We start from the raw sequence: 25,657 nt of genomic DNA, 5'->3' as shown, positions 1-25,657 counted from the left end.
TAATCGTGATGACTAAAAAACGTGGATGCCGTGATAATTTCCGGTTATGGACCCTGCCAAACGCGTTTTGATTGTTGAGGATGACCCCCACATTGCCGAACTTTTGCGCATGCACCTGTGCGACGAGGGTTTTACGGTGGTTCATGCGGCTGACGGGCATGCGGGCTTGCGTGAGCTGGAGGGCGGTCACTGGGATGCCCTGGTGCTCGATGTCATGCTTCCAGGCGTCGATGGCCTGGAAATCTGCCGCCGCGCCCGCGCGATGACGCGCTACACGCCCATCATCATCACCAGCGCCCGCTCCAGTGAAGTACACCGTATCCTGGGACTGGAACTGGGTGCAGACGATTACCTTACCAAGCCTTTTTCCTTACTGGAACTCGTTGCGCGTGTGCGTGCGCTGTTGCGGCGCACGGACGCCATGGCCCGCATTGCGCGTGCAGGATCGGGCCGCATCGATTTTGGCAACCTCTGCATCGACCCGCTCGAACGTGCGGTAGAGGTGGACGGCAAGCCGATCGAACTCACGCCCCGTGAGTTCGATCTGCTGTATTTTTTTGCACGTCACCCGGGACGGGTCTTTTCGCGGCTCGACCTGCTCAACCAGGTCTGGGGCTATCAGCACGATGGCTATGAACATACGGTCAACACCCACATCAACCGCCTGCGTATCAAGGTAGAAGCCAATGTAGCGGAACCCCGTCGCATTCTCACGGTATGGGGGCGCGGTTACAAGCTGGTGGCTGACACCCCATCCGCGACGGCATCATGAAAACCGCCATGAAGCTTGGCGGCCTTTCACTTTCCCAGCGTTTGTCTGTCGTTTTTACCGTGTTGCTGCTGGCTTGTTGCGGCGCGTCGGTCTGGCTGCAGACCAGAGCCCATAGTCAGTATGAAGAAGAATTGACCCAGCGCCTTTCCATGGGCCTGGCTGCGCACATTGCCGAAAACTCGACTTTGATAGAGCAGGGAGGTCTAAACGAGGTCGCAGTGCGTGACCTGTTTGACAAGCTGATGGCGGTCAATCCCAGCGTTGAGGTCTATCTGCTGGCGCCTGATGGGCGTATTCAGGCGCAGGCCGCACCGCCTGGGCATCTGAAACGGGGCCGAGTCGATATGGCGCCTGTGCTGCGCCTGCTGGCCGGCGCGCCATTGCCGGTTTTTGGCGACGATCCGCGCAGCCCTGGTTCGCGAAAAGTATTCAGCGCTGCGCCGCTCAAAGTGAATGGGCGTAATGCAGGTTATGTCTATGTCGTGTTGTTCGGCGAAGAGCGCGACACCCTGGCTGCCAAGCTGTCGGCCGACAGCGTGCTGCGTTCAACGCTCTGGTCCATGGGGCTGGTGACGCTGCTGGGCTTGCTGGCGGGGCTGGCGGCTTTTCACCTGATCACGCGTCCCTTGCGCCAGCTATCGGATGCAGTGCGCCACCTGCAAACCGATGGTCTGGCGGCGCTGGATGGCGCTGCACCCGCGCTGGCGCAAGCGTGCGAAGGCAGCGACGAAATTTCCACCTTGGGCAAATCTTTTGCGGGGATGACCCAGCGTATCGCCGAGCAGTGGCACGAATTGACGGCTCAGGATCAGCAGCGACGTGAACTGTTCGCCAACATATCGCATGACCTTCGCACACCGCTCACTTCCCTGCATGGCTATCTTGAAACCTTGCTGATAAAGGCCGACACGCTGGGAGAAGCTGACCGCCGCCGCTATCTTGAGATAGCACTCGGCCAGAGCCGCAAGGTCGGGCGCCTGGCGCAAGAACTGTTTGAACTGGCCCGGCTGGAGTACGGGGTGGTCCAGCCGGAGATGGAAAGCTTCGCGCTGGCCGATCTGATTCAGGATGTCTTTCAGAAGTTCGGGTTGGCTTCAGAGGCTCGGCGTCAGCGGCTGGTGGCTGATATCGCGCCGGGCTTGCCGGCGGTCACGGCTGATTTTGGCCTGATCGAGCGGGTGCTCACCAATCTGCTGGACAACGCCATACGCCATACGCCCGAGGGCGGTGAAATCGTGGTGCAGTTGCGTGCCGAAGGGAAAGGTGTGCGGGTTGAAGTCAGCGACACGGGGCCGGGCATTCCGGACGAACTGCACCAGGGGCTCTTTATGCGTCCGATGTTTACGTCGGCGGGCGGGCGGGCCGGCGGACTCGGGCTGGTGATTGTCAAACGTATTTTGCAACTCCATGGCAGCGACATTGCGCTGCTGCAGCGCGCTGAAAAGGGCGCCGTGTTTTCTTTTCAGCTGGCATAAAAAAAGCCCCGCAGCTTGGCGCTGCGGGGCTTTTGGCGGGCTGGATGGCCAGGATCAAAGCCTGGCCAGGCCGGACATTACATGCCCATGTCGCCCATGCCGCCCATTCCACCCATGCCGCCGCCCATGCCGCCGGCAGGTGCGTCGTCCTTGGCGGACTCGCAGACCATGGCTTCGGTCGTCAGCATCAGCGATGCGACGGAAGCGGCGTTCTGCAGCGCGGTGCGGGTCACTTTCGTGGGGTCCAGGATACCCATTTCGATCATGTCGCCGTAGGTGTCGTTGGCGGCGTTGAAGCCGTAGTTGCCGGTTCCGGCCAGCACGGCGTTCACCACCACAGAGGCTTCGCCGCCTGCGTTGTAAACGATTTCGCGCAATGGGGCTTCGATGGCGCGCAGCACCAGCTTGATGCCGGCGTCCTGGTCAGCGTTGTCACCCTTGATGACGCCAGCGGTCTGCTTGGCGCGCAGCAATGCCACGCCGCCGCCAGCCACGATGCCTTCTTCGACGGCAGCGCGGGTCGCGTGCAGTGCGTCTTCAACGCGGGCTTTCTTTTCCTTCATCTCGACTTCGGTGGCAGCGCCCACCTTGATCACGGCAACACCGCCGGCCAGCTTGGCCACGCGCTCTTGCAGTTTTTCACGGTCGTAGTCGCTGGTGGCTTCTTCGATCTGGACGCGAACCTGCTTGACGCGGGCTTCGATGTCGCCAGCTTCGCCGGAACCGTCGATGATGATGGTGTTTTCCTTGCCCACTTCGATGCGCTTGGCCTGGCCGAGGTCAGCCAGCGTCACTTTTTCGAGCGACATGCCCACTTCTTCAGCGATGACCTTGCCGCCGGTCAGGACAGCGATGTCTTCGAGCATGGCCTTGCGGCGGTCGCCGAAGCCCGGGGCCTTGACAGCCACGACCTTCAGGATGCCGCGCAGCGTGTTCACGACCAAGGTAGCCAGGGCTTCGCCCTCGACTTCTTCGGCAATGATCAACAGTGGACGGCCAGCCTTGGCGACTTGTTCCAGGGTAGGCAGCAGGTCACGGATGTTGCTGATCTTCTTGTCGTAGAGCAGAACAAACGGGTTGTCCAGCAGGGCGGACTGCTTTTCAGGGTTGTTGATGAAGTAAGGCGAGAGGTAGCCGCGGTCAAACTGCATGCCTTCGACCACGTCGAGTTCGGAGTCGAGCGACTTTCCGTCTTCAACGGTGATCACGCCTTCCTTGCCGACCTTGTCCATCGCATCGGCAATGATCTTGCCGATGGTTTCGTCAGAGTTGGCCGAGATGGAGCCGACTTGCGCGATTTCCTTGGAGGTGGTGGTGGCCTTGGAAGCCTTCTTCAGTTCTTCGACCAGGGCAGCAACCGCCTTGTCGATACCGCGCTTCAGGTCCATCGGGTTCATGCCGGCGGCCACGTACTTCATGCCTTCGTGAACGATGGCTTGTGCCAGCACGGTGGCGGTGGTGGTGCCGTCGCCAGCGATGTCGGACGTCTTGGAAGCAACTTCCTTGACCATCTGCGCGCCCATGTTCTGAAGCTTGTCCTTAAGTTCGATTTCCTTGGCGACGGACACACCGTCCTTGGTCACCGTGGGGGCGCCGAACGAGCGCTCCAGCACCACATTGCGGCCCTTGGGGCCGAGCGTGACCTTGACCGCATTGGCCAGAATGTTCACGCCTTCAACCATGCGTGCGCGGGCTTCGCCGCCGAAAACTACGTCTTTTGCTGCCATGATTCGTATTCCTTAAGATTTATGAATGAAATAAGCTGCTTGCGCACGTCCAGCGTGTATGGGCAGCTATTAAATAAGTAGCAATATTGGAGCGGGTGAATTACTTCTCGACCACTGCGAACAGGTCTTCTTCCTTCATGACCAGCAGTTCGTCGCCATCGACCTTGACGGTCTGGCCGCTGTACTTGCCGAACAAGACACGGTCGCCGACCTTGACAGCCATCGCACCGAGTTCGCCCTTGTCATTTTTCTTGCCTGGACCGACGGCCAGCACTTCGCCCTGATCTGGCTTTTCAGCGGCGCTGTCCGGAATCACGATGCCGGAGGCGGTTTTGGTTTCGTTTTCCACGCGTTTGACAATCACGCGGTCGTGCAAAGGACGAAGATTCATGAAAAGCTCCTTGTTTTGTAACAATAGTTTTGAAATTCAAGCGCAGCCGCAAAAAGGCGGCTACCTGTCGATTGGGTGGTGTGTCATGTTGTTAGCACTCCATACCATCGAGTGCTAATAATAGGGGCAATCGTGCCAGTTTTCAAGGGCTGCCTGTTTAATTGATGTGTCGGCCTGTGATCAGGCGAGTAGCCAGGCCACCGGCCGCTGCTATTATTTGTCCGGTACTGCCTGCTGCCGAGGCGGCTTTGTCGTGCGGTTGCGCTATTGCATTCCTGCCCGCGCTGATCCCTGATTCCTGATTTATTGAAACCCTCTGCCTTTCCTTTATGTCCAGCGAAATTCCTCATCTGAAAGAGCGTCTTGCCGAGGCGGCCCGCTATGCGCTCATGCGCCGGCTGCTGCCAGCCATCCGCCACAACCTCGCCGGTACGCTTCAGCCCATCGGCATGATGTCGGCCATGCTGGAAAGGCGGATCAAGGCCGCCGCGCCCGACATGGCCCAGCTGGCCAAGAACACCCAGGCCCTCACCACCTTGTCGCGCGAAGCCGCCGCCACGTCCCTGAACCTGATGACCTGGCTGGCGCCCAGGGACAACGAGCTGATCGCGGTGAACAGCGCGGTCGAGGAATCCCTGGGCCTGATGGCGACCGAGCTTTCCTTTCGCGGTTTTTCCCTGGACAACCAGGCGACAGAGGCCGTCGCCAAACTGCCCAAGGGCATGCTTCGCAGCGTGTTCACCGCCAGCCTGATCACCCTGACCGATGCGGTAGAGCAACCGGCCTGTGTGGTGGTCAGCGTGGAAGGCGGCGCAGGCGACACCCGGCTGCGCATCACGATAGCGGCCGCCGCGCCAAATGACCTGGCCGCCCTGGGCAACCGGATGCCGACTTATCGTTGCCTGCAATGGGCTGATGTGCAAGCGCTTGCCGATGCCGAAGGTGTGCATATCGACTATGCACCGGACTTTGTGCAGCTCAAGTACGCGGGCGCCGGAGCTGTGATTTCCGGGCAGTAAGCTGGCAGATATCGTGGCTTCTCTAAGAAATGGATTAGCCCGTCTTGCTCCATGTCCTACGTGCGTTTCCTTTGATTCCGATACAGGACAGGCAAGGGCAACCTTAAAGTGAACTTCTATTGACTGTTGCGCAAGAAAGCACCATGCCCAAAGATAGTTCATGCCTTACCGATTCCAGTGTGTCGATCTCCGTGCGCGATATGCCCGTGTGCAGCGAAAGGCCAGGCCTTGGCGTTGGCAAACGGCCGAACCGCTGGCCGTTTACCGTGGAAGGAAACAGCAGCGCGATCCAGTCGCCAGTGGCTGACAGGCTGCCGCTGGCGCGCAAGGAAAGCAGTCATTTCATTACCTGAGGGAGCGTGGCCATGACCCGAACGCCTGACTCGCCGATTGCTGACGATCCGCATGGCGCCCCAAAATCTTCCACCAAGGCCGGTTCCGGGCCGAAGCGCAAGGGCAAGGATTTCGGGCTTGAAGGAACCAACAAGACGATTCCTGTCCCCCAGCCCGATGCACAACCGGCCGACGAACTCCAGGGAACCAAAAGCAAGTTCATTCCGAAGTCGCCTTACACCCGCGGCTAGCGCCAGCGGCTCATCGCCCTGATCATTCCCCAAGCCCTGCGTGGCCAGAAACAAGCCGGCAACAAAATCGCTGCTTTTTGGTGACTGTTCAGCCTACGCGAGCGCCAGGGCCTGTCCCGAGAAGACGGCGCGCATGGCGTGAAGCATGCCAAAGCCTTGCTTGCGCGCGGTGTCCAGATAGGAGCGGATGGTGCAGAAATTCTGCGCGCCCGGCAAGGTACGAAAGCAGCCTGAAATTCTCTGCTTGACCTTTGGCATGCGAATGGCGCGCTCGGCCAGGTTGTTGGTAAAGGGCACACCCAAATCGCGCATGAAGCGCAGTACCTCCTGCTCTCGCTCCAACAGCCGGCGCAGCAGGTTGAAGGCACCTGACTGCTTGGCCCGGCCACGTTGTCCTAGCGCCTTGGCCGCTGGCAGGTTTTGCGCCTGGCCTTCCTGCACCAAGGCGCGGTATTGGCTGGCAAAGACCTCGACCTGCACAGCCTGTAGTGCCGTATCGGTCTGACGCGCCGCCTTGCAGGCTTGGTCAGCGGCCAGCAACAACTCGATAAGGCCCTGGGGCCACGCTTGCGCAGTGGTCTCTTTTTGATAAATCAGCTCGCGCAGTAAGTGTGCGCCGCACAGCGAGTGCGCGCACTCCAGGCTCCAGTAGGGCGCCCAGCAGTCGTGCACCAGCGTGCCCGCGTAGTTGGGCAGCACCCCATGGTCGGCTATTGCTTGCATGCCCCGCTTGGGATGCACGCCGTACCAAGTGTGGGTGGCCGTGGCGGCCGTATGCAGCCACTGCAGGCAAGACGCTACGCGCAGGCCCGATTCATCGACATGCACCACCGCTGCGGCCTGCACGCTTTGCACGATGGCCTGCACCGTGGGCACCAGCGCCTGCGCGGCCTCGTGCACCCACTGCACCAGCGTGGCCGGCGAGATGTCCAGTCCATACAGGTCCTTGATGAGTTCGCCCGCCCGCGCGAAAGGCAGCAACTGGCCCTGCGTCAGGTGCACCGCCAGCGCCCGCACGTTCGGGCCGTATTGCGCGACTTCACACACTTCGGGCGCAAACTCGTTCTCGTGGAGCTTGCCGCACGGGCAGCGCAGTTGCAGCGTCTGGAACTCCACCACCTCAAAACGCACGGCCGGGATGTCAAACACCTGGCCGCGCCGGTGAACTTGCGCATCACTATTGGACAGCGTCGCCTGGCAGGCATCGCAGCGCTCGGGCAGCGCATGCCGGATGACGATGTCTGGCCTGTCTGTTTGCTCCAACGTCTTGCCCGCGTGCCCGGCCTGACCGCCCGGCTTCCTGCCCGAGGCCACGCGCAGCGAGGTCGTCTTTTTCAAGCCGTCCGAAGATGGCGGCTTGCTCGAGTTCTTGCTGTTCTTCGATGCCTGGCCTTCGAGCTCCTTGATGCGCAAACGCAGTCTTTCGACTTCGCTCGTGAGCGCCTGCACTTGCCCTTGCAGCGCTTGGGCTTTCTCGTTCATGGCCTGGAGCGTCAGGTCGGCAGTAGCGTCTGGTTCTTGCACGGCTTCAAGTTTGACATAAACCCCTTGGGCTGCAATTCAGGAGGGCTGAACAGTCACGCTTTTTGAACGATCACCGAGGATCGCAAGCAGCTGATCCGCTGCCTTCCTGTGGCCAGTCCCGACAGGTACCGGCCGCAGGGAATCGCGCTACAGTCCGGCCGCGCTGCGCAAGAGCGCTGCCTTGTCGGTGCGTTCCCAGGTGAATTCAGGCTCGTCGCGGCCAAAGTGGCCGTAGGCGGCGGTCTTTTCATAGATCGGCCGCAGCAGGTCGAGCATCTGGATGATGCCGTTCGGGCGCAGGTCGAAATGCGCGTTGATCAGCTCGGCGATCTGGCTGTCCGGAATCACGCCGGTGCCTTCGGTATAGACCGTCACGTTCATCGGCTTGGCCACGCCAATCGCATAGGCCACCTGGATCTGGCACTGCCGGGCCAGGCCGGCGGCGACGATGTTCTTGGCCACGTAGCGCGCCGCATAGGCCGCCGAGCGGTCCACCTTGCTCGGGTCCTTGCCGCTGAACGCGCCGCCGCCGTGCGGGCAGGCGCCGCCGTAGGTGTCAACGATGATCTTGCGCCCGGTCAGGCCGCAGTCGCCTTGCGGCCCGCCGATGACAAAGCGGCCGGTCGGGTTGATCAGGTAGCGGGTGTTCTGCAGCCATTCCTTGGGCAGCACCGGCTTGATGATTTCCTCGATGACGGCTTCGATGAACGAGGCCTTCATCTTGTGCGGCGTCTCGCTCTGGTCGGGGCTGTGCTGGGTGGACAGCACCACGGTGTCGATGCTGTGCGGCTTGCCATCGACATAGCGCATCGTCACCTGGCTCTTGGCGTCGGGCCGCAAAAACGGCAGGCGGCCGTCCTTGCGCAGTTGCGACTGGCGCTCGACCAGGCGGTGTGCGTAGTAAATCGGCGCGGGCATCAGCTCGGGCGTTTCGTCGCAGGCGTAGCCAAACATCAGGCCCTGGTCGCCCGCGCCGATGTTCAGGTGGTCGTCGCTGGCGTGGTCAACGCCCTGGGCAATGTCCTTGCTCTGCTTGTCGTAGCAGACCATGACCGCGCAGCCTTTGTAGTCGATGCCGTATTCGGTGTTGTCGTAGCCGATGCGCTTGAGCGTGTCGCGCGCGACCTGGATGTAGTCCACATTCACGTCCTGGCGCGCCGTGATTTCGCCGGCCAGCACGACCAGGCCGGTGTTGGTCAGCGTCTCGGCAGCGACGCGGGCATGCGGGTCTTGTTTGAAAACCGCGTCCAGAATGGCATCTGAAATCTGGTCGGCGACCTTGTCGGGATGGCCTTCGGAGACGGATTCGGAAGTAAAGAGAAAATCGTTCGCCATTGCGTACACTCCATAAGTTTTGTTGGCGCGTTGCCAGCAGGAAGTGCTTTGGCGAACGCTTTAGCAGTTTGGTTTAACGTCGCCCTGCAAGTTGTTCAGTAACTCGGCGACAGTCGCAATTATAAGACGCTGCCTTTTTTGGCTTCATTAGTCCTTTAGCACCCTTTTCATGCTCTGGTTATTCCGTTTTTTCTCGCGCTGGCCCTTGTCGGTGCTGCACATCCTGGGCGCCGGGCTGGGCTGGATGGTCTGGCTGCTCAGTGCCCGTTACCGCGTCCAGTTCCGGGCCAACGTGGCGCAGGCCGGCCTGCCGTTTGCTGCCGCGCGTCCGGCGATTGCCGAGGCCGGACGATTTGTCGGCGAGTTGCCCAAGCTGTGGATGCGGCCGCGTTCGCAGTCTTGCCTGGGCAATGTCCGCGTCGAAGGCCGGGCGAATGCCGAGCAGGCGTTTGCGCAGGGCCGAGGTGTGATTTTTTTCGGACCGCACTGCGGCAGCTTCGAACTGGGGCCGCAGGCGCTGGCCGAACTGTACGGTCCGATCACGGCGATTTACCGGCCGGCCCGCAAGGCCTGGCTGGCCCGCCTTGAAAGTTTTGCCCGCGACCGCCAGAACCTCACCGTGGTGCCGGCCAGCCTGAGCGGCATCCGGCTGATGCACAAGACCCTGAAGGCCAACCAGGCGGTTGCCATGCTGACCGACCAGGTGCCGCCCGAGGGCTGGGGCGTCTGGGCGCCGTTTTTCGGCAAGCCGGCCTACACCATGACGCTGGCCGCCCGGCTGGCCCTGCAAACCGGCGCGGCGCTGCTGCCGGTCAGCTGCGAGCGCCTGCCCCGGGGCCGGGGCTATTTCCTGAAAATCTGGCCGGCCGTGACTGGTCTGGACGCGGGCGAAAAAGGCGAAAGAGCCGACATGCTGCAGGTGGTCACGCGCATCAACCAGGCGATCGAGGCCATCGTGCTCAGCCAGCCCGGCCAATACCTGTGGGGCTATGCGCGCTACAAGACGCCGCGCAAGGAAGCCGCTTGAAAAATTTCCGTCCCTCGCTTGGTCATGCGATGACGCGGGCCGGCATTGCCTTCATGAAAGCGCTGGCCTGGCTGCCGCTGCCGGCCGTGCGCGCCCTGGGAACGGTGCTGGGCTGGGTGCTGTATGGCTTGATCGGCGCTCGCCGGCGGGTCGTGCATGCGAATTTTTCGGTGTGCTTTCCGGCGCTTTCAATGGCTGAGCGGCGCAAGCTGGCCATCGAGACCTTTGTCTGTTTCTCGCAGGCCTGGCTGGACCGCGCCTGGCTGTGGCATGCGCCTGAAGCATGCGTGCGGCGGCGTGTCCGCCTGACCGGCGTCATCGAGGAGCTGGCGGGCACCGACCCAACGGTGATTTTTCTGCCGCATTTCATCGGCCTGGATGCGGCTTGGGCGGCAACGGCGCTAAGCATGCCCCGGCCCTCTACGACTATCTACACCGACCAGTCGAACAAGTTGGTTGACCAGTGGATCTTGCAGGGCCGCCAGCGCTTTGGCCATTTGCGGCTGTTCGGCCGTATCGAGGGCGTCAAGCCCATCGTCGCTGCGCTGCGCGAAGGCCAGCCGCTGTATTTGCTGCCTGACATGGATTTCGGCCCGGACGAGTCGGTGTTCGTGCCGTTTTACGGCGTCACGACCGCCACCGTCCCGTCGCTGTCGCGCTTTGCCCGCCTGGGACGGGCCAAGGTCGTGCCATTGCTGCCACGCCTGACGGCCACTGGCTACGAGGTTCAGGTACTGCCGGCCTGGAACGATTTCCCCAGCGGCGACCCGGTGGCCGACACCGCGCTGATGAATGCGCGGCTGCAGGATTACATCGCCACCATGCCGGCGCAGTATTACTGGGTGCATAAACGCTTCAAGACACGGCCTGAAGGCGAGCCTTCGCTTTACTGAGCGAACATCGGGCCATCGCGGCTAGTTTTTCAAGCCTTTTAGTGCTTTTTCGCTTTACAGTCCTGTATCTATTGCTATTTTTTTAATAGCAATTTGCATGCAATCCATGGTTCAGCGAAGAAATTCCTGCAGGTAGCCGATGACCCGCTCGGGCTGCTCATGCACGATCCAGTGGGTGGCGCCCTCGACACGGTGCAGCCGCATTCGCGGCACGAAGTCTTCGAGTCCGTCGAGCAGGGCCGGGGGCAGGGCGGTGTCGTCCATGGCCCAGACGACCAGTGTCGGCACATTGACTTTCAGCTTCTCGGGCGCAATCATCACGGCGGCCGCCGCCGGATCGTGGTGCGGCGGGCCGGGTCGGGGCGGGCGCAGCGGGGAAGCGCGGTAGTAGTTGAGCGGCCCGCTCAGCCCGGCGCGCCAGACCTCGCGGTATTGCGCCTTGACAGCGTCGGTCAGCCAGGCGTGCGGGCCATCGACCGCGCCCATGCTGCTGAAAAATTCCCACAGGCGGCGAAAGTCGTCCTCGGCCAGCAGCGCTTCGGCATCCGGGCGGATCAGGAAGTTCATGTAGGCGCTGGCGGACTGCTGCGCCGGCGAATGCTGCAGCTCGCGCAAAAAGGTGCCGGGATGCGGCGAATTGATGATGGCGAGCTTTTCCATGCAGCCCGGCGCGCTGGCAGCCAGGTTCCAGGCCACGGCGCCGCCCCAGTCGTGCGCAATTAAACACGCCAGCGGGCCGCCTTCGTGTTCGATCAGCGCGGCAATGTCCTGCATCAGGTGGCGCGGCCGGTAGTCGGCCACGTCGGCGGGTGCGCTGGACTGCTCATAGCCGCGCAGGTTGGGGGCGATGCAGCGAAAGCCGCCGTTTTCGGGGCGCGCGAAATGCGCCAGGAAGCCGTCCCAGACAAAGGCCGCTTCCGGAAACCCGTGCAGGAACATCAGCACCGGCCGGCCCCTGGCGCCTGCGAAACGGCATGAAAGGGTGATGCCGTGGGGCAGGGCGCACAAACCGGTTTGAATCATGATTGCTACCTTATTAATAGCTGCTTGCGCATGCTGGATAAGCGAGAAAGCTATTATTTTCTTAAAATTGAAGTCGCTGGCCGTTCCGGCTGACTTCCCGGGCGATCAGGCCTGATCAGCCGCTGGCGGTATGGACGCTTCCGGGTCTGATTCCCGGCCGTCTTGCGACGCTGGCGCTGGCTTGGGCGCCTTGACCGGCTTTTCCTTCGGATGCGCCCAGTCCCACAGATGCTGGGCCACTTCCTCGACGCCCTGGCGTTTCAGCGATGAAAACAGCTTCACGTCGCCGCCGCCCGCCTGCAGCTTGACGATCTGCAGCGCCTTGGCGGCATCGGTCTTGTTGAGCTTGTCGGACTTGGTCAGCAGCACCAGGAACTTCAACCCTTCCTCGACGCGCGGCCGGATCACGTCGAGCAGCACTTCGTCGAGTTCCGTCAGGCCCAGGCGCGGGTCGCACAGCAGCACGATGGCCTGGAGGTTGTCGCGTGTCTGCAGGTAATTGCCCATCACCTGCTGCCAGCGGTATTTGGCTTCCTTGGGAACGGCGGCATAGCCGTAGCCCGGCAGGTCGGCCAGCACCGCGTCGGTCACGCCCTGCTTGCCCAGCGAAAACAGGTTGATGCTTTGCGTGCGCCCCGGTGTCTTCGAGGCAAACGCCAGCCGGTGCTGCTGCGTCAGGGTGTTGATGCAGGTCGATTTGCCGGCGTTGGAGCGGCCCACGAAGGCGATTTCGGGCACCTCGATGCGCGGCAGGTGCTTGAGTTCGGGCGCGGTCGTTAAAAATTTGGCGGTGTGCAGCCAGCCCATGGCGATCTTGGGATCGGGCTTGGCGGCGTCTGCAGGAGGCAATGAGGCTGAAGAAGTCATGATGGGGCGATCCCTGAAAGTCGTTGGCTGCGCTGCCGTTGCAAGGCAGGCCGGGAAAAATAAAAGTGCAGAGCAGCAGGCGCTGGCTCGCAAGGCAGGCAATAGCCGTTTTCCAAATCCCGATAATAGAACCTGGCGTGAAGCCATTGTAAAATCCTGCTCTGCCCAAGTTCTGTGCGCCAACCAATTAAAAGTCCCGATATGAAGCTGTTCGCTACTTCCCTACTGGCCGCCTTGCTGGCCTTGCCCGCCATGTCTTCATTTGCTGCGGGCGAAGCCGCACCTGCGGATGCTGGCCAGGCGCATGCAGCGCCGGCGGTCGCCGCAGCGGCGCCGGCCATGGCCGCCAAGCCTGACCTGGTCAAGGGAGAAGCCAGCTTCACCGCCGTCTGCGCTGCCTGCCATGGCGCCGACGGTAATTCCGGAACACCGGCTTACCCCAAGCTGTCGCAGCAGCATCCCGAATACCTGGTCAAGCAGTTGCAGGAATACAAGGCCGGCAAGCGTAAAAATGCCATCATGCAGGGCTTTGCCGCCACGCTGTCCGATGCCGACATGAAAAACGTCGCTTACTGGGCCACCAGCAAGCAGGCCAAGCCCGGTTTTTCCAAGGAAAAAGAGCTGGTCACGCTGGGCGAGCGCATCTATCGCGGTGGTATTTCCGACCGTCAAATCCCTGCCTGCGCCGGCTGCCACAGCCCGACGGGCCGCGGCATTCCATCGCAATACCCGCGCCTGAGCGGCCAGCATTCTGAATACACCGCCGCGCAACTGACCTATTTCCGTGATGGCACTCGTTCCAACAGCCTCCAGATGACCCAGGTGGCCGCCAAGCTCAATGACAAGGAAATCCGCGCGGTTGCCGACTACATTGCCGGATTGCGCTAAGCCTTTGACCCTGGGGGTTTGCCATGGTTCGAGGCAGGCTTTTATTTTTTGCCACTGTCCTGCAGAAATCCTTGGCTGGCATTGAACTGAAGCCGTAATCATCAATCACAACAAGGCGAGTCTTTCCGAGGAAAGTCCGCCTTTTTGTTTTTTTTACCGTCTATTCCCTTCCACACACCAAGCCTTTGGGCTCTGAATTTCACGTATGACAGTTTCCACCGAAGGCATGAAGGTCAACTGGGGCTCGCGCACCCTGCGCGCGTCAGTGGAGTTGCTGTCGTCGATGCGTTTTTCGATTTCGCTGTTGACGGTCATCTGCATCGCCTCGGTGATCGGCACGGTCCTCAAGCAGCAGGAGCCGCTCGGCAACTACGTCAACCAGTTCGGACCGTTCTGGGCGCAGGTGTTCAGCCTGGCGAGCCTCAACACGGTCTACAGCGCCTGGTGGTTCCTGCTGATCCTGGCGTTCCTGGTGATTTCCACCTCGCTGTGCATTGCCCGCAACACGCCCAAGATACTGGCCGACTACAGCCAGCTCAAGGAAGACGTTCGCGAGCAAAGCCTCAAGGCCTTTGGCCACCGCGCGCAGGCCGCGCTGGCCGAGTCGCCCGAAGCGGCCGCGCGGCGCATCGGCCAGACGCTGGTGCAAAGCGGCTGGAAGGTCAAGCTGCAGCAGCGAAGCGCCGGCTGGATGGTCGCCGCCAAGACCGGCTCGGCCAACAAGCTGGGCTACATCGCCGCGCACAGCGCCATTGTGCTGATCTGCATCGGCGGCCTGCTCGACGGTGACATGATGGTGCGGGCGCAGATGCTGCTGGGCGACAAGTCCACCTTCACCGGCGGCGGGCTGATCGCCGACGTGCCGGCCGAGCACCGCCTGAGCGAGCGCAACCCCACTTTTCGGGCCAACCTGCTGGTGGCCGAGGGCACGCAGTCGAGCACCGCGATCCTGAACCAGCCCGGCGGCATCCTGCTGCAGGAGCTGCCTTTTGCCATAGAACTGAAGAAATTCAGCGTCGAGTACTACTCCACCGGCATGCCCAAGTTGTTTGCCAGCGACATCGTCATCCACGACAAGGCCACGGGCGAGAAAACGACGGCGCTGGTCGAGGTCAACCATCCGGCCAGCTACAAGGGCATCGAGATCTACCAGTCCAGCTTTGACGACGGCGGCTCCAGCGTCACGCTCAAGGCGATTCCGATGTCCGCCGCCAGCAATCCTTTCGAGATTCAGGGAACCATTGGCGGCACCAGCGCCTTGACCAACGGCCAGGGGGCAGGCGCCGAGCAGCTCACGCTGGAATACACCGCGCTGCGCGTCATCAATGTCGAGAATTTCGCCGGCGTTTCGGGCACTTCTTCAAGCCCGGGCGCCGACGTGCGCAAGGTGGACCTGCACAAGGCGATTGAAACGCGGCTGGGTGCGGCCAACAAGACCGTCACGCAGAAGAAATTGCGCAATGTCGGCCCCAGCGTCAGCTACAAGCTGCGCGATGCCGCCGGCCAGGCGCGCGAGTTCCAGAATTACATGCTACCGGTCAAGATGGATGACAACCCCGACACCCCGGCCATGTTCCTGATGGGCGTGCGCGAGAACACGGTCGATGCCTTCCAGTACCTGCGCATCCCGGCCGATCCTGAAAGCAGCACGGCGACCTTCGTGCGCCTGCGTGCCGCGCTGGCCGCTCCGGCGCAGCGCGACGAGGCGGTCAGGCGCTACACCCGTCTGGCTGTAGGCACGGATCGTCCGGAACTGGCGCAGCAGCTCAACGAATCGGCCTCGCGTGCGCTGGCCCTGTTTGCCGGATCAGAGGCGGCTTCGGTTCCTGCTGCCGGCGCATCTGCCGGCAAGGTGAAACCGGTCGCCGGATTGCAGGCCATTTCGGATTTCATGGAAGCCAACGTGCCCCAGGCCGAGCGTGAGCGCGCCGGGGAAGTGCTGGTTCGCATCCTCAACGGCGTGCTGTTCGAGCTGACCTCGATGACGCGCGAGCAGGCCGGTCTCAAGCCCTTGGCGCAGGACGAGAAAACGCAGGCCTTCATGTCGCAGATGGTGCTGAGCCTGTCGGACGCGCCGCATTACCCGGCGCCGATGGCGTTTGAACTCAAGGATTTCAAGCAGGTCCAGGCCAGCGTTTTCCAGGTGGCGCGGGCGCCCGGCAAGACCATCGTCTACCTGGGCTGCGCCTTCCTGATCCTCGGTATCTTTGCCATGCTTTACATCCGCGAGCGCCGGATATGGGTCTGGCTGGCACCGCTTGCGGCTGCCCCTGCACCCGGCAATGCCGAATCCGCAGGCGGCACCGAGGCCATGCATTCGGTGTCAGAATCTGCCGGAAAAGCCCAAGCCACCATGGCCTTGTCCACCAACCGCAAAACCATGGATGGCGACAAGGAATTCGAGATGTTGAAGACAAAACTGCTGCAGGCGCCCCTATGAACACCACGACGAGCATCAACACCACGACCACCCTTTCGGCAGGGCGCGCAGGCGGCACGCTGAACCTGAACGAAGGCTATTTCGCCAAGCGCAATGCGCTCGACTGGGTCTTTGCCATGCTGGTGGCGGGCGGCTTCCTGTATGCCTTTGCCCAGTACAGCGCGTACATGGATGTCTATGAAAAAGGCATCTTGTTCGGCGCCATTCCGGCCACCATCGCGATGGGCTGGTTCTGGCGGCCGCTGCGCGTGCTGATGATGGTCGTCGCCGGCTTTGCCCTGCTGGGCATCGCGTCCTACCAGGGCGACCTGGCCCGGGCCGAGCAGGTGTTCTGGCTCAAGTATTTCCTGTCCAGCCAGTCGGCCATCCTGTGGATGAGCGTGCTGTTCTTCATGAGCACGATTTTCTACTGGCTCGGCATGTTCGCCAGTAACACGCCGAACAGCGTCGGCTCCAGCCACAGCGTCACGCTGGAGTCGCTGGGTTCCAAAATCGCCTGGGTCGGCGTCGGCATGGCGCTGATCGGCACGCTGGTGCGCTGGTACGAAAGCTACCTGATCGGCGCCGACATTGGCCATATCCCGGTCAGCAACCTGTATGAAGTGTTCGTGCTGTTTTGCTGGATGACGGCGGCGTTTTACCTGTACTTTGAAGCCGAGTACAAGACCCGCGCGCTGGGCGCCTTCGTCATGCTGGTGGTCAGCGGCGCGGTCGGTTTTCTGCTCTGGTACACCGTCATTCGCGAAGCGCATGAAATCCAGCCGCTGGTGCCGGCGCTGAAAAGCTGGTGGATGAAGCTGCATGTGCCGGCCAACTTCATCGGCTACGGCATGTTCGCGCTGGCGGCCATGGTGGCGCTGTCCTACCACGTCAAGCAGCAGGCGCAGGAAACGCGCTGGTACAAGCTCACTCCCTTGTGGATGCTGGGCGTGGTGCTGTGCTTCGTGCCCATCGTGTTCCGCAAGTCGCCGCTCGAAGCCGGCGGCAGCAACTACTGGATCGGCTACCTGCTGGTGGCCGGCCTGATCACCGGCGGCATCCTGCTGGGCCGCAAGCACATCGCCGCGCGGCTGCCGAGCCTCGAAGTGCTGGACGACGTGATGTACAAGGCGATTGCCGTCGGCTTCGCATTCTTCACCATTGCCACGGTACTGGGCGCCCTGTGGGCCGCCGAGGCCTGGGGCGGCTACTGGAGCTGGGACCCGAAGGAAACCTGGGCATTGATCGTCTGGCTCAACTATGCTGCCTGGCTGCACATGCGGCTCATGAAGGGCTTGCGCGGCACGGTGGCGGCCTGGTGGGCGCTGGGCGGCCTCGCGGTCACCACCTTCGCCTTCCTGGGCGTCAACATGTTTCTGTCGGGCCTGCACAGTTACGGAACCTTATAGCCGCTTAGCGAGTCTTTTGCATTGAATCCTTTGCGGGACTTGCTGCGTATTACAGGCAACCATTGCCGGACTTTAAGGAACCACCATGCTCATCAAGACAAATTCCAGCGGATTTCACCATCCGGTTTCCAGCGATATCACGCCGCAAGGCATCTACCAGGGCCGGCGCGACCTGATCAAGCTCATGGCCACGGGAACCGCCGGCGCCGCGCTGGCCAGCTGGGCCGGTCGCGATGCGCTGGCGCAGACGGCCCCCAAGCCGGGCAAGCTGGCGGCACTGCCGGGCGCCAAGTCTGCGGCGGCTGGCGCGGTGACGATGGAAAAATTCACCGACTACAAGGACGCGACGACCTACAACAACTTCTACGAGTTCGGCACCGACAAGGCCGACCCGGCGAAAAATGCTGCGACGCTGCCAGTGAAGCCCTGGTCGGTCGCGGTCGAAGGGCTGGTCAAGAATCCGAAAAGCTACACGCTTGAGGAATTGCTCAAGCTCAGCCCGCAGGAAGAGCGCATTTACCGTCTGCGCTGCGTCGAAGGCTGGTCAATGGTGATTCCGTGGGTGGGGTATTCGCTGTCCGAGCTGATCAAAAAGGTCGAGCCGCTGGGCAGCGCCAAATATGTCGAGTTCATCACCCTGGCCGATCCCAAGACCATGCCGTTTGTCGGCTCGCGCGTCCTCGAATGGCCTTATGTCGAGGCCTTGCGCCTGGACGAAGCGATGCATCCGCTGGCGCTGCTGACCTTTGGCATGTACGGCGAGGTGCTGCCCAACCAGAACGGCGCGCCGGTGCGCCTGGTCGTGCCCTGGAAATACGGCTTCAAGAGCGGCAAGAGCATCGTCAAGATCCGCTTCACCGACAAGGAGCCGCGCACCGCCTGGAACAAGGCCGCCGCGCAGGAATACGGCTTTTATTCGAACGTCAATCCGCTGGTGGACCATCCGCGCTGGAGCCAGGCCACCGAGCGGCGCATTGGCGAGGACGGGCTGTTCGCCAAGAAGCGCAAGACGCTGATGTTCAACGGCTATGAAGCGCAAGTTGGCCAGCTCTACGCCGGCATGGACCTCAAGAAGAATTTCTGATGGCTGCCGCGATGGCGGGGCGGCAAAAATGGCTGCTGCACCCGGGAGCCAAGCCGCTGGTCTTCATGCTGTGCCTGCTGCCGTTTGCATGGCTTTTCTACCAGGCCTTCAGTGACCAGCTGGGCGCGAACCCGGCCGAAGCGCTGATCCGCGCCACGGGCAGCTGGACCTTGCGTTTTGTCTGCATCGTGCTGGCGGTCACGCCGTTGCGGGTGATCAGCAAAACCCCGGCGCTGGCGCGCTTTCGGCGCATGCTGGGGCTTTTTTGCTATTTCTATGTTGTCGTCCACCTGCTCAGCTACAGCTGGTTCGACATGGGTTTTGACGTGGCGGACATCGTCAAGGACATCATCAAGCGGCCGTTCATTCTGGTGGGTTTTTCGGCTTTCCTGCTGCTGACCCCGCTGGCGGCCACATCGTTCAATGCGGCGATCAAGGCCATGGGCGCGAAGCGCTGGCAGTTGCTGCACAAGCTGGTGTACCTGATTGCCGGCTTGGGCATCCTGCATTTTTTCTGGATGCGCGCTGGGAAAAACAACTTCAATGAAGTCTTTGTCTATGCCGCCATCGTTGCCATGCTGCTGGGCTGGCGCTTGTGGAACTACGCTTCGAAGCGGCGGCGCCAGGTTTCCGGCCACCCGGCCGTCGGCATTCGCTGATGTTGAATGCTATTGAATAGATAGCTGGATACGCCCGTGGAATTAGCGGAAAAGGCCTATATTCCTTAAAGTTCAGGCTGCCGGAGAGCCGGAGAGCCGGAGAGCCGGAGAGCATGAATCGAGCTCCGCGCCGCCACTTCAAGGCAGCAGCAGTTCACCGCGAAAGGTGTCGGCCGCCGACTCGCGCTCACGAATCAGCCTGGCCACGTCGCCATCGACCAGCAGTTCCGCTGCGCGTCCCCGGGTGTTGTAGTTGCTGGCCATGCTCATGCAGTAGGCGCCGGCGGACATGACGGCCAGCTGGTCGCCGGGCGCCACGTCCAGCACGCGGTCGCGGCCAATCCAGTCGCCGCTTTCGCAGACCGGACCGACCACGTCGTAAACCACCCCTTCCGCTTTCGGGGCAAGCGCTTCCACCGGCACGATGGCATGAAAAGCCTGGTACATGGCCGGTCGCGGCAGGTCGTTCATGGCCGCGTCGATGATGCAGAAGTTCTTCTGCTCGCCGGGCTTGAGGTAAAGCACTTCGGTGATGCAGATGCCGGCATTGCCGACCAGCGAACGGCCGGGCTCGATCATCAGCTTCCTGCCGCCATAACCGCGTGCATCGAGCTTGGCCAGCAGTTGGCGCCAGAGCGCGTCGGCCTCGGGCGGCGTGTCGTCGTTGTAGTTGATGCCCAGGCCGCCGCCAAAGTCGATGTGCGCCAGCGTAATGCCGGCCGCTTCAATCGCGGCGACCAGGTCCAGCATCCTGTCCATGGCATCGAGGTAGGGCGTCGCCTCGGTGATCTGCGAGCCGATATGGCAATCGATGCCAACGACCTTCAGCCCTTGCAGCGAAGCGGCATGCTGGTAGATGCGCAGGGCGTCTTCATGCGCAACGCCAAACTTGCTGCCTTTCAGGCCGGTGGAAATATACGGGTGCGTCTTGGGATCGACATTCGGATTGACGCGGATGCTCACCGGTGCGCGCAACTTCATTTCAAGAGCCACGCCAGAGAGCACGTCAAGCTCGGCTTCGCTTTCAACATTGAAGCAGCCGATGCCAGCCGCAAGCGCCTGGCGCATCTCGGCGCGCGTCTTGCCGACGCCTGAAAAAATGACTTTCCTCACGTCGCCCCCCGCTGCCTGGACACGCTCCAGCTCGCCGCCCGAGACAATGTCAAAACCGCAACCCGCCCGGGCAAACACCTGCAGCACGGCCAATGAGGAATTGGCCTTCATGGCATAGCAGATCTGCGCATCCCGGCCTTCAAAGCCGCGCTGGTAGGCCGCCAGCGCCGACAGCATGGCGGCTTTTGAATAGATGAACAGCGGCGTCCCGTAGGTGGCGGCCAGTTCGCTGACGCGCATCGCCTCGGCAAACAGCGCGTTGCCCTGGTAGGAAAAATGGGGATGGCCGGGAAGGACGGGTAGTGGCATGGGACAGGTTGTGTTGAAGCAAGGGAGCAAAAATGGGAGCACTAACGGGGTGGCGGGCCAGGCATGCGTGAAGGCTGCGTCCACCGCAGCAAGGCGAATCTGCTGATGAATGCATCGCCTACCGCGCCGCTGACGCCGGGGCAGCCGCTGGTGCGGGAAGTTGGGAAAGACCGGGCGACATCACCAGCGCAGGCGCCTGTGGCGGTAGAGGTAAAAACAGCGGGCCTTTCTGCCCGCAACCGGACAGCATTGCCGCGCCCGCCACGATGGCGACAAAACCATGCCTGGCAACTACACGGGCAAGCCGGCCTAGAATTCGGTGTGAAAAAACCATGACAGGATTGTAATGACGGACCTTGAATACCAGAACCAGGCGGAGAGCGTGCTCAAGGCCATCGAACAGGCCTGCGACCGGCTGAACGACGAGAGCGATGTGGACATCGACAACCAGCGCACCGGCGGCATGATCACGCTGAGCTTTTCGAATCAAAGCCAGATCATCATCAACCTGCAAAAGCCGTTGCAGGAAATATGGATGGCAGCCAGGGCCGGCGGTTTTCACTACAAATTCAATGGCGGGCAATGGCTTGACACCAAGGACGGCCGGGAGTTTTTCGCCAACCTGTCGCGCTTCGCAAGCGCGCAGGCCGGCCAGCCACTGGTGTTCGCTGCTGCCGCCTGACCGTTGAAAAACCCTAAAAAACGGACTTTGAAGGTCCGTTTTTTTATTCAGGGCTTTTCCCGGACGCGGGTAACGATCAGTTCTTGAACAGGTCCAGGATTCGTTTTTTCTCGTCGGAAGGGGGCAGAACCTGAATGCCGCCTGCCGGCGCAGGCGCCGTTTCCTCGCTGGAAGCACCTGCCTCCGGCTGCATGCCCACGCTGCTGATGCCCGCGCCCTTGGCATATTCCTCGTAGTACCACTCGCCATTGAGGTTCACCACGCCTGCAGGCGGCTGGTATTCGGTGACCGGCACGTCCTTGAGGGCGTATTCCATGAAATTGATCCAGATCGGCAGACTTAAGCCCCCGCCGGTTTCACGGTCGCCGAGCTTCTTGGGCGTGTCGTAACCCATCCACACCGCCGCCGCCAGCGTGGGCTGGAAACCGACAAACCAGGTGTCGATCGAGTCATTGGTGGTGCCGGTCTTGCCGAAAATATCTGCCCGCTTGAGCATGGCCTGGGCCTTGGCGGCGGTGCCTGAACGCGCCACTTCCTGAAGCAGGCTGTCCATGATGAACGCGTTCCTGGCATCGATGCCGCGCATTGACTCGTTGAGCGCAGGCGGCGTGACTTCAAGCAAAACCTTGCCGCGCTGGTCGGTGATTTTGGTGACCAGGTAAGGATTGACGCGGTAGCCGCCATTGGCAAAGACCGAGTAGCCCGTGGCCATCTGCATGGGCGTGACCGATCCGGCGCCGAGTGCCATGGTCAGGTAGGCCGGGTGTTTTTCCGCATCGAAACCGAAATGCGTCACCCACTCCTGGCCGTACTTGGCGCCAATCGATTGCAGGATGCGGATCGACACAAGATTTTTTGACTTCTTCAGGGCCGTACGCAAGCTCATCGGACCCTCGAAACCGCCGTCGTAGTTCTTCGGTTCCCAAGGCTGCCCACCAGTCACGCCGGCGTCGAAAAACAGTGGCGCGTCGTTCACGACCGTGGCGGGGGTAAAGCCTTTTTCCAGCGCCGCCGAATAAATGAAGGGCTTGAAGCTCGAACCGGGCTGGCGCCAGGCCTGGGTCACATGGTTGAATTTGTTTTTCTCGAAATCAAAGCCGCCAATCAGCGCGCGGACCGCGCCATCACGCGGGTCCATGGCCACGAAGGCGCCTTCGACTTCCGGCAACTGGGTGATTTCCCAGGCATCTTTCGGCGTCTTGACCACCCGGATCAGCGCGCCCGGACGAATCTTGATGTTCGGGCCGGCCTTGTCGGCCAGACCCGACTGCGCAGGCCGCAGGCCTTCTCCGGTGATGGTCACCTTTTCGCTGTTCAGGCGCATCGCAGTGATCCGCTTGGGGCTGGCCTCCAGCACGACGGCGGCCATGATGTCTCCGTTGTCGGGGCTCTCGGCCAGGGCCTCGTCAATGGCATCTTCAACTTCCGGCGGGTTGGACGGCAGGTCGATGAATTTTTCGGGCCCCCGGTAAATCTGCCTGCGCTCGTAATCCATGATGCCCTTGCGCAAGGCCTTGTAGGCCATGGTCTGGTCGGCGGATTTAAGGGTGGTGTAGACGTTCAACCCGCGCGTGTAGGTTTCTTCGCCATACTGGTTGAACACGAGCTGGCGAACGGTTTCGGCCACATATTCGGCATGTACGCGCCCGGCATCGCGTCGGGTCCTGATATGAAGTTCTTCTTCCCGCGCCGTTTTTGCCTGCTCGGCATTGATGAAACCGTTTTGCTCCATGCGCTCGATGATGTAAAGCTGACGCGTCCGGGCACGGCTGGGATTGGCGATCGGGTTGTAGGTCGAGGGCGCCTTGGGCAGGCCGGCCAGCATGGCGGCTTCTGCAATGCTGACATCCTTGAGCGGCTTGCCAAAATAGGTTTCCGCCGCAGCGGCAAAACCGTAGGAACGATTTCCCAGAAAGATCTGGTTCATGTAAATCTCAAGAATCTGGTTCTTCGACAGGGAGCGCTCCAGCTTGAACGTCAGCAGTATTTCGTAAATCTTGCGCGTGTAGCTTTTCTCGGCCGTCAGGTAGACATTGCGGGCAACCTGCATCGTGATGGTCGATGCGCCCTGGCTTTTAGCCCGACCCAGGTTGGCCAGCGCCGCCCGCACCACGCCCAGGTAGTCCACCCCGCCATGCGAGAAAAACCGCGCGTCCTCGATGGCCAGCACCGCATCTTTCATGCTCTGCGGAATTTCATCGATAGGCGTGAGCCTGCGCCGCTCTTCGCCGAATTCCCCGATGATGACGCCGTCAGCCGTGTAGACCCGCAATGGTTGCTTCGGACGATAGTCCGACAGAGCCGAAATATCAGGCAGGTTGGGATAGGCGACCGCCAGCGCAACCGCCAGAAAAATCGCCAAGCCGGCAAGACCGGCCAGCACCAGGCCAATGCTGCCGAGAAAGAACTTGGCAAAAGAGCGCAGCCAGGAAGACGGCCGCTTTACCGCACTGGGTTTTGATCGGGAATCTGGGGTACGGGAAGAAGAGGGCATCAAGGTCAATCAATAGAGTCGCAACCGCATTATAAAAATTTCTTGATGCCCAAGCGTGTCAGGCATGTAGCCGTGAATTGCACTGTTACATCCACGGATAACTTTTTACATCAGCGGAATCTCTGAAATTCGTCTGAATTTGACAACGAACGTTTAGTTCGCATGCGTGAAAGTGATTACTCCCGTAGGGGCTTGCTGCTAACATTCGGTAGATTTTTAAGCAAATAGGTTACATAGTAGCCGTACATCCGGGGGCGCCCTTGATCTCACTGGGATCGTTATTCAACCGTCAACAACCCCCTTTGCTGGGCGTGGACATCAGCTCGTCCAGTGTCACGCTGGTCGAGGTGAGCCGCGACAAGGCCGGCCGTCTGGTTCTCGAGCGCTGCGCCATCGAGCCTCTGGAAGCCGGATGGGTCACCGATGGCAACATCGAAAAATTCGATGAGGTGGCGGACGTGCTTCGCCGCGTCGTGAAAAAGAGCGGCACGCGCACGCGAAACGTCGCCATGGCGCTGCCTCCCTCCGCTGTCATCAGCAAAAAGATCATTCTGCCTGGCGGGCTGAGCGATGCCGAGCTGGAAATTCAGGTCGAATCCGAAGCCAACAAATACATCCCCTTTTCGCTTGACGAAGTCAGCCTTGATTTTTGCGTCCTGGGGCCCAGTGCAACGTCCAGCGGCGATGTTGAAGTGCTGATTGCCGCTTCGCGCAAGGAAAAGGTCCAGGACCGGCAGGGTCTGGCTGAAGCCGCCGGGCTCAAGCCCATCGTGGTGGACGTTGAGTCCTATGCGTCCCGCATTGCCACGGCCCGGCTGATCGGGAACATGCCCAACAAGGGCGTGGACACCATGGTGGCGCTGTTCGAGATCGGTTCGGTCACCACCAGCATGCAGGTCATCAGGAATGATGAAGTCCTGTACGAACGTGACCAGGCATTTGGCGGCGCACAGTTGACCCAGCTGATCGTCAGGCAGTATGGTTTCTCGCTTGAAGAGGCAGAAACCAAAAAGCGTGGCGCAGACTTGCCGGAAGACTACGCACTGGGTGTGTTGAAGCCGTTTGTCGAAAGCATGACCCAGGAAATTAGCCGCGCGCTCCAGTTCTTTTTTACCAGCACACCCTACAACCGGGTTGATTATGTGATGCTTGCCGGTGGTTCCTCTTCATTGGACGGGCTGACGGAGTCGGTAACGAAGCAGACTGCTTTCGCCTGCCAGCTGGTGAATCCTTTTGACGGAATGGAAATCGGCAGCGGCGTCATGGAAAACAGGATGCGGCGCGAAGCCTCGTGTTACCTGACCGCCTGCGGCTTGGCTCTGCGAAGGTTTGCACAGTGATTCTGATCAACCTGTTGCCGCACCGGGAAGCTGCCCGTAAACGCCGGCGTGAAGTCTTTTTCGTGACCTTAGGCCTGGCCGCCCTGGCAGGTGTGCTGATCTGCAGCGCGATGTATTCTTTGTATCTCACCCAGATTGAAAGCCAGCGCGGCAGAAACTCTTTTCTGCAGTCTGAAATCAAACGCCTTGACGAACAGATCAAGGACATTGCCACCTTGCAGGCAGAAATCAACTCGCTCAAGGCGCGCCAGACAGCCGTCGAGGATTTGCAGGGAAACCGCAACCTGCCGGTGTATTTGCTGAGCGAACTGGTCAGGCAGTTGCCCGATGGCGTGTATGTGAACAGCCTCAAGCAGGAAAACCAGACGGTGCTGTTGACAGGCATTGCCCAGTCAAACGAACGGGTTTCAGAACTTTTGCGCAATGTTTCCAACAACAGCGCATGGCTGTACAAGCCTGAACTGGTGGAAATCACCGCAGGTACGGTGGCGCTGACTCCGCGCGACCAGCGCCGGGTTTCAAATTTCTCGATGCGGATGGAAATCAAACGGGCCAGTGATCAAAAAGAGGCCGCTTCGTCGGCGCCTGCTGCGGCCAAGCCCTGATGCGGCACGAATGAACTG

Annotated in this window: 24 protein-coding genes; 15 read left to right on the top strand and 9 right to left on the bottom strand. The window is 61.1% G+C overall.

Going from position 1 to position 25,657, the window contains the following annotated elements; translation table 11 throughout:
* The first annotated feature begins 46 nt into the window (after positions 1–46).
* Complete coding sequence (locus EC86_RS0112590) at positions 47–772, top strand: response regulator transcription factor (RefSeq protein WP_029525990.1); 726 nt, start codon at positions 47–49, stop codon at positions 770–772.
* A complete protein-coding gene (locus EC86_RS0112585; protein WP_232229877.1) occupies positions 769–2,247 on the top strand; it encodes a sensor histidine kinase in 1,479 nt (492 codons plus the stop codon). Before EC86_RS0112590 ends, EC86_RS0112585 begins: the two co-directional genes overlap by 4 nt.
* 77 nt (positions 2,248–2,324) lie before the next feature.
* Here the strand turns inward: EC86_RS0112585 and groL are convergent, their stop codons facing one another.
* Both groL and groES read right to left on the bottom strand, forming a co-directional pair.
* Positions 2,325–3,974, bottom strand: coding sequence for a chaperonin GroEL (gene groL / locus EC86_RS0112580; protein ID WP_029525988.1), 1,650 nt, complete (start codon positions 3,972–3,974; stop codon positions 2,325–2,327).
* A gap of 100 nt (positions 3,975–4,074) precedes the next feature.
* Complete coding sequence (gene groES / locus EC86_RS0112575; protein ID WP_011800072.1) at positions 4,075–4,365, bottom strand: co-chaperone GroES; 291 nt, start codon at positions 4,363–4,365, stop codon at positions 4,075–4,077.
* Positions 4,366–4,694: 329 nt separating this feature from the next.
* Here groES and EC86_RS0112570 point away from each other — a divergent pair, with 329 nt between their 5' ends.
* The 3 genes from EC86_RS0112570 to EC86_RS0112560 all read left to right on the top strand — a co-directional run bounded on the left by EC86_RS0112570 (position 4,695) and on the right by EC86_RS0112560 (position 5,968).
* Positions 4,695–5,384, top strand: coding sequence for a hypothetical protein (locus tag EC86_RS0112570; protein WP_029525987.1), 690 nt, complete (start codon positions 4,695–4,697; stop codon positions 5,382–5,384).
* A gap of 143 nt (positions 5,385–5,527) precedes the next feature.
* The gene (locus tag EC86_RS28825; RefSeq protein ID WP_156955309.1) at positions 5,528–5,737 is read left to right on the top strand and encodes a hypothetical protein; all 210 of its coding nucleotides are present in this window, start codon (positions 5,528–5,530) and stop codon (positions 5,735–5,737) included.
* Positions 5,738–5,749: 12 nt separating this feature from the next.
* Positions 5,750–5,968: a hypothetical protein gene (locus EC86_RS0112560; protein ID WP_029525986.1), complete on the top strand. Its 219-nt coding sequence runs from the start codon at positions 5,750–5,752 to the stop codon at positions 5,966–5,968.
* 93 nt (positions 5,969–6,061) lie between these two features.
* Here the strand turns inward: EC86_RS0112560 and tnpC are convergent, their stop codons facing one another.
* Positions 6,062–7,492: an IS66 family transposase gene (gene tnpC / locus EC86_RS0112555; protein WP_232229797.1), complete on the bottom strand. Its 1,431-nt coding sequence runs from the start codon at positions 7,490–7,492 to the stop codon at positions 6,062–6,064.
* Between the two features lie 147 nt (positions 7,493–7,639).
* Positions 7,640–8,827, bottom strand: coding sequence for a methionine adenosyltransferase (gene metK / locus EC86_RS0112550; protein WP_029525985.1), 1,188 nt, complete (start codon positions 8,825–8,827; stop codon positions 7,640–7,642).
* A 169-nt stretch (positions 8,828–8,996) separates the two neighbouring features.
* On the opposite strand from metK, the gene EC86_RS0112545 reads away from it, so the two are divergent.
* Positions 8,997–9,854, top strand: coding sequence for a lysophospholipid acyltransferase family protein (locus tag EC86_RS0112545; RefSeq protein WP_029525984.1), 858 nt, complete (start codon positions 8,997–8,999; stop codon positions 9,852–9,854).
* Positions 9,855–9,883: 29 nt separating this feature from the next.
* Positions 9,884–10,747, top strand: a complete 864-nt coding sequence (locus EC86_RS0112540; protein ID WP_029525983.1) for an LpxL/LpxP family acyltransferase — start codon at positions 9,884–9,886, stop codon at positions 10,745–10,747.
* A gap of 111 nt (positions 10,748–10,858) precedes the next feature.
* Here EC86_RS0112540 and EC86_RS0112535 read toward each other — a convergent pair whose 3' ends face one another.
* Together EC86_RS0112535 and yihA are read right to left on the bottom strand one after the other, a co-directional pair.
* Positions 10,859–11,770 carry an alpha/beta fold hydrolase gene (locus tag EC86_RS0112535; RefSeq protein ID WP_029525981.1) on the bottom strand — a complete coding sequence of 304 codons (912 nt, stop codon included), beginning with the start codon at positions 11,768–11,770 and terminating at the stop codon, positions 10,859–10,861.
* A gap of 105 nt (positions 11,771–11,875) precedes the next feature.
* Positions 11,876–12,637, bottom strand: a complete 762-nt coding sequence (yihA, locus tag EC86_RS0112530) for a ribosome biogenesis GTP-binding protein YihA/YsxC (protein ID WP_051675877.1) — start codon at positions 12,635–12,637, stop codon at positions 11,876–11,878.
* Positions 12,638–12,838: 201 nt separating this feature from the next.
* Here yihA and EC86_RS0112525 point away from each other — a divergent pair, with 201 nt between their 5' ends.
* The 5 genes from EC86_RS0112525 (at position 12,839) to EC86_RS0112505 (ending at position 19,096) form a co-directional block, all read left to right on the top strand.
* Positions 12,839–13,525: a c-type cytochrome gene (locus EC86_RS0112525; protein ID WP_029525979.1), complete on the top strand. Its 687-nt coding sequence runs from the start codon at positions 12,839–12,841 to the stop codon at positions 13,523–13,525.
* A 205-nt stretch (positions 13,526–13,730) separates the two neighbouring features.
* Positions 13,731–15,965, top strand: a complete 2,235-nt coding sequence (locus EC86_RS0112520) for a cytochrome c biogenesis protein ResB (protein ID WP_029525977.1) — start codon at positions 13,731–13,733, stop codon at positions 15,963–15,965.
* Positions 15,962–17,353: a c-type cytochrome biogenesis protein CcsB gene (ccsB, locus tag EC86_RS0112515; RefSeq protein WP_029525976.1), complete on the top strand. Its 1,392-nt coding sequence runs from the start codon at positions 15,962–15,964 to the stop codon at positions 17,351–17,353. Before EC86_RS0112520 ends, ccsB begins: the two co-directional genes overlap by 4 nt.
* Before the next feature lie 85 nt (positions 17,354–17,438).
* Entirely contained in the window at positions 17,439–18,437 is a 999-nt protein-coding gene (msrP, locus tag EC86_RS0112510) for a protein-methionine-sulfoxide reductase catalytic subunit MsrP (RefSeq protein ID WP_029525975.1), read from the top strand.
* Positions 18,437–19,096, top strand: coding sequence for a protein-methionine-sulfoxide reductase heme-binding subunit MsrQ (locus EC86_RS0112505; RefSeq protein WP_029525973.1), 660 nt, complete (start codon positions 18,437–18,439; stop codon positions 19,094–19,096). The genes msrP and EC86_RS0112505 overlap by 1 nt, the downstream gene beginning before the upstream one ends.
* 138 nt (positions 19,097–19,234) lie before the next feature.
* Here EC86_RS0112505 and lysA read toward each other — a convergent pair whose 3' ends face one another.
* Together lysA and lptM are read right to left on the bottom strand one after the other, a co-directional pair.
* Positions 19,235–20,518, bottom strand: coding sequence for a diaminopimelate decarboxylase (gene lysA, locus EC86_RS0112500; protein ID WP_029525971.1), 1,284 nt, complete (start codon positions 20,516–20,518; stop codon positions 19,235–19,237).
* Between the two features lie 118 nt (positions 20,519–20,636).
* Positions 20,637–20,852: an LPS translocon maturation chaperone LptM gene (gene lptM, locus EC86_RS30545; protein ID WP_084181301.1), complete on the bottom strand. Its 216-nt coding sequence runs from the start codon at positions 20,850–20,852 to the stop codon at positions 20,637–20,639.
* 12 nt (positions 20,853–20,864) lie between these two features.
* Between lptM and cyaY the strand changes: the two genes are divergently transcribed.
* Positions 20,865–21,200, top strand: coding sequence for an iron donor protein CyaY (cyaY, locus tag EC86_RS0112495; protein ID WP_029525970.1), 336 nt, complete (start codon positions 20,865–20,867; stop codon positions 21,198–21,200).
* A 76-nt stretch (positions 21,201–21,276) separates the two neighbouring features.
* On the opposite strand, the gene EC86_RS0112490 is transcribed toward cyaY, so the two are convergent.
* Positions 21,277–23,694, bottom strand: a complete 2,418-nt coding sequence (locus EC86_RS0112490; RefSeq protein WP_029525969.1) for a penicillin-binding protein 1A — start codon at positions 23,692–23,694, stop codon at positions 21,277–21,279.
* 260 nt (positions 23,695–23,954) lie between these two features.
* On the opposite strand from EC86_RS0112490, the gene EC86_RS0112485 reads away from it, so the two are divergent.
* A complete protein-coding gene (locus EC86_RS0112485) occupies positions 23,955–25,034 on the top strand; it encodes a pilus assembly protein PilM (RefSeq protein ID WP_029525968.1) in 1,080 nt (359 codons plus the stop codon).
* Positions 25,031–25,639, top strand: a complete 609-nt coding sequence (locus EC86_RS0112480) for a PilN domain-containing protein (protein WP_029525967.1) — start codon at positions 25,031–25,033, stop codon at positions 25,637–25,639. Before EC86_RS0112485 ends, EC86_RS0112480 begins: the two co-directional genes overlap by 4 nt.
* Positions 25,640–25,657: the final 18 nt, after the last annotated feature.

The sequence above is a fragment of the Polaromonas glacialis genome (genome assembly GCF_000709345.1).
GTDB classification, from domain to species: domain Bacteria; phylum Pseudomonadota; class Gammaproteobacteria; order Burkholderiales; family Burkholderiaceae_C; genus Polaromonas; species Polaromonas glacialis.
The sequence above is the reverse complement of the archived record's forward strand: the minus strand, read 5'-3'. Positions and strand labels throughout refer to the sequence as shown.

What these genes read in the sequence shown, in the direction of transcription:
- EC86_RS0112590 (WP_029525990.1), top strand. Translation starts at nt 47, where the DNA reads ATGGACCCTGCCAAACGCGTTTTGATTGTTGAGGATGACCCCCACATT.
- EC86_RS0112585 (WP_232229877.1), top strand. Translation starts at nt 769, where the DNA reads ATGAAAACCGCCATGAAGCTTGGCGGCCTTTCACTTTCCCAGCGTTTG.
- groL (WP_029525988.1), bottom strand. Translation starts at nt 3,974, where the DNA reads ATGGCAGCAAAAGACGTAGTTTTCGGCGGCGAAGCCCGCGCACGCATG.
- groES (WP_011800072.1), bottom strand. Translation starts at nt 4,365, where the DNA reads ATGAATCTTCGTCCTTTGCACGACCGCGTGATTGTCAAACGCGTGGAA.
- EC86_RS0112570 (WP_029525987.1), top strand. Translation starts at nt 4,695, where the DNA reads ATGTCCAGCGAAATTCCTCATCTGAAAGAGCGTCTTGCCGAGGCGGCC.
- EC86_RS28825 (WP_156955309.1), top strand. Translation starts at nt 5,528, where the DNA reads ATGCCCAAAGATAGTTCATGCCTTACCGATTCCAGTGTGTCGATCTCC.
- EC86_RS0112560 (WP_029525986.1), top strand. Translation starts at nt 5,750, where the DNA reads ATGACCCGAACGCCTGACTCGCCGATTGCTGACGATCCGCATGGCGCC.
- metK (WP_029525985.1), bottom strand. Translation starts at nt 8,827, where the DNA reads ATGGCGAACGATTTTCTCTTTACTTCCGAATCCGTCTCCGAAGGCCAT.
- EC86_RS0112545 (WP_029525984.1), top strand. Translation starts at nt 8,997, where the DNA reads ATGCTCTGGTTATTCCGTTTTTTCTCGCGCTGGCCCTTGTCGGTGCTG.
- EC86_RS0112540 (WP_029525983.1), top strand. Translation starts at nt 9,884, where the DNA reads ATGACGCGGGCCGGCATTGCCTTCATGAAAGCGCTGGCCTGGCTGCCG.
- EC86_RS0112535 (WP_029525981.1), bottom strand. Translation starts at nt 11,770, where the DNA reads ATGATTCAAACCGGTTTGTGCGCCCTGCCCCACGGCATCACCCTTTCA.
- yihA (WP_051675877.1), bottom strand. Translation starts at nt 12,637, where the DNA reads ATGACTTCTTCAGCCTCATTGCCTCCTGCAGACGCCGCCAAGCCCGAT.
- EC86_RS0112525 (WP_029525979.1), top strand. Translation starts at nt 12,839, where the DNA reads ATGAAGCTGTTCGCTACTTCCCTACTGGCCGCCTTGCTGGCCTTGCCC.
- EC86_RS0112520 (WP_029525977.1), top strand. Translation starts at nt 13,731, where the DNA reads ATGACAGTTTCCACCGAAGGCATGAAGGTCAACTGGGGCTCGCGCACC.
- ccsB (WP_029525976.1), top strand. Translation starts at nt 15,962, where the DNA reads ATGAACACCACGACGAGCATCAACACCACGACCACCCTTTCGGCAGGG.
- msrP (WP_029525975.1), top strand. Translation starts at nt 17,439, where the DNA reads ATGCTCATCAAGACAAATTCCAGCGGATTTCACCATCCGGTTTCCAGC.
- EC86_RS0112505 (WP_029525973.1), top strand. Translation starts at nt 18,437, where the DNA reads ATGGCTGCCGCGATGGCGGGGCGGCAAAAATGGCTGCTGCACCCGGGA.
- lysA (WP_029525971.1), bottom strand. Translation starts at nt 20,518, where the DNA reads ATGCCACTACCCGTCCTTCCCGGCCATCCCCATTTTTCCTACCAGGGC.
- lptM (WP_084181301.1), bottom strand. Translation starts at nt 20,852, where the DNA reads ATGGTTTTTTCACACCGAATTCTAGGCCGGCTTGCCCGTGTAGTTGCC.
- cyaY (WP_029525970.1), top strand. Translation starts at nt 20,865, where the DNA reads ATGACGGACCTTGAATACCAGAACCAGGCGGAGAGCGTGCTCAAGGCC.
- EC86_RS0112490 (WP_029525969.1), bottom strand. Translation starts at nt 23,694, where the DNA reads ATGCCCTCTTCTTCCCGTACCCCAGATTCCCGATCAAAACCCAGTGCG.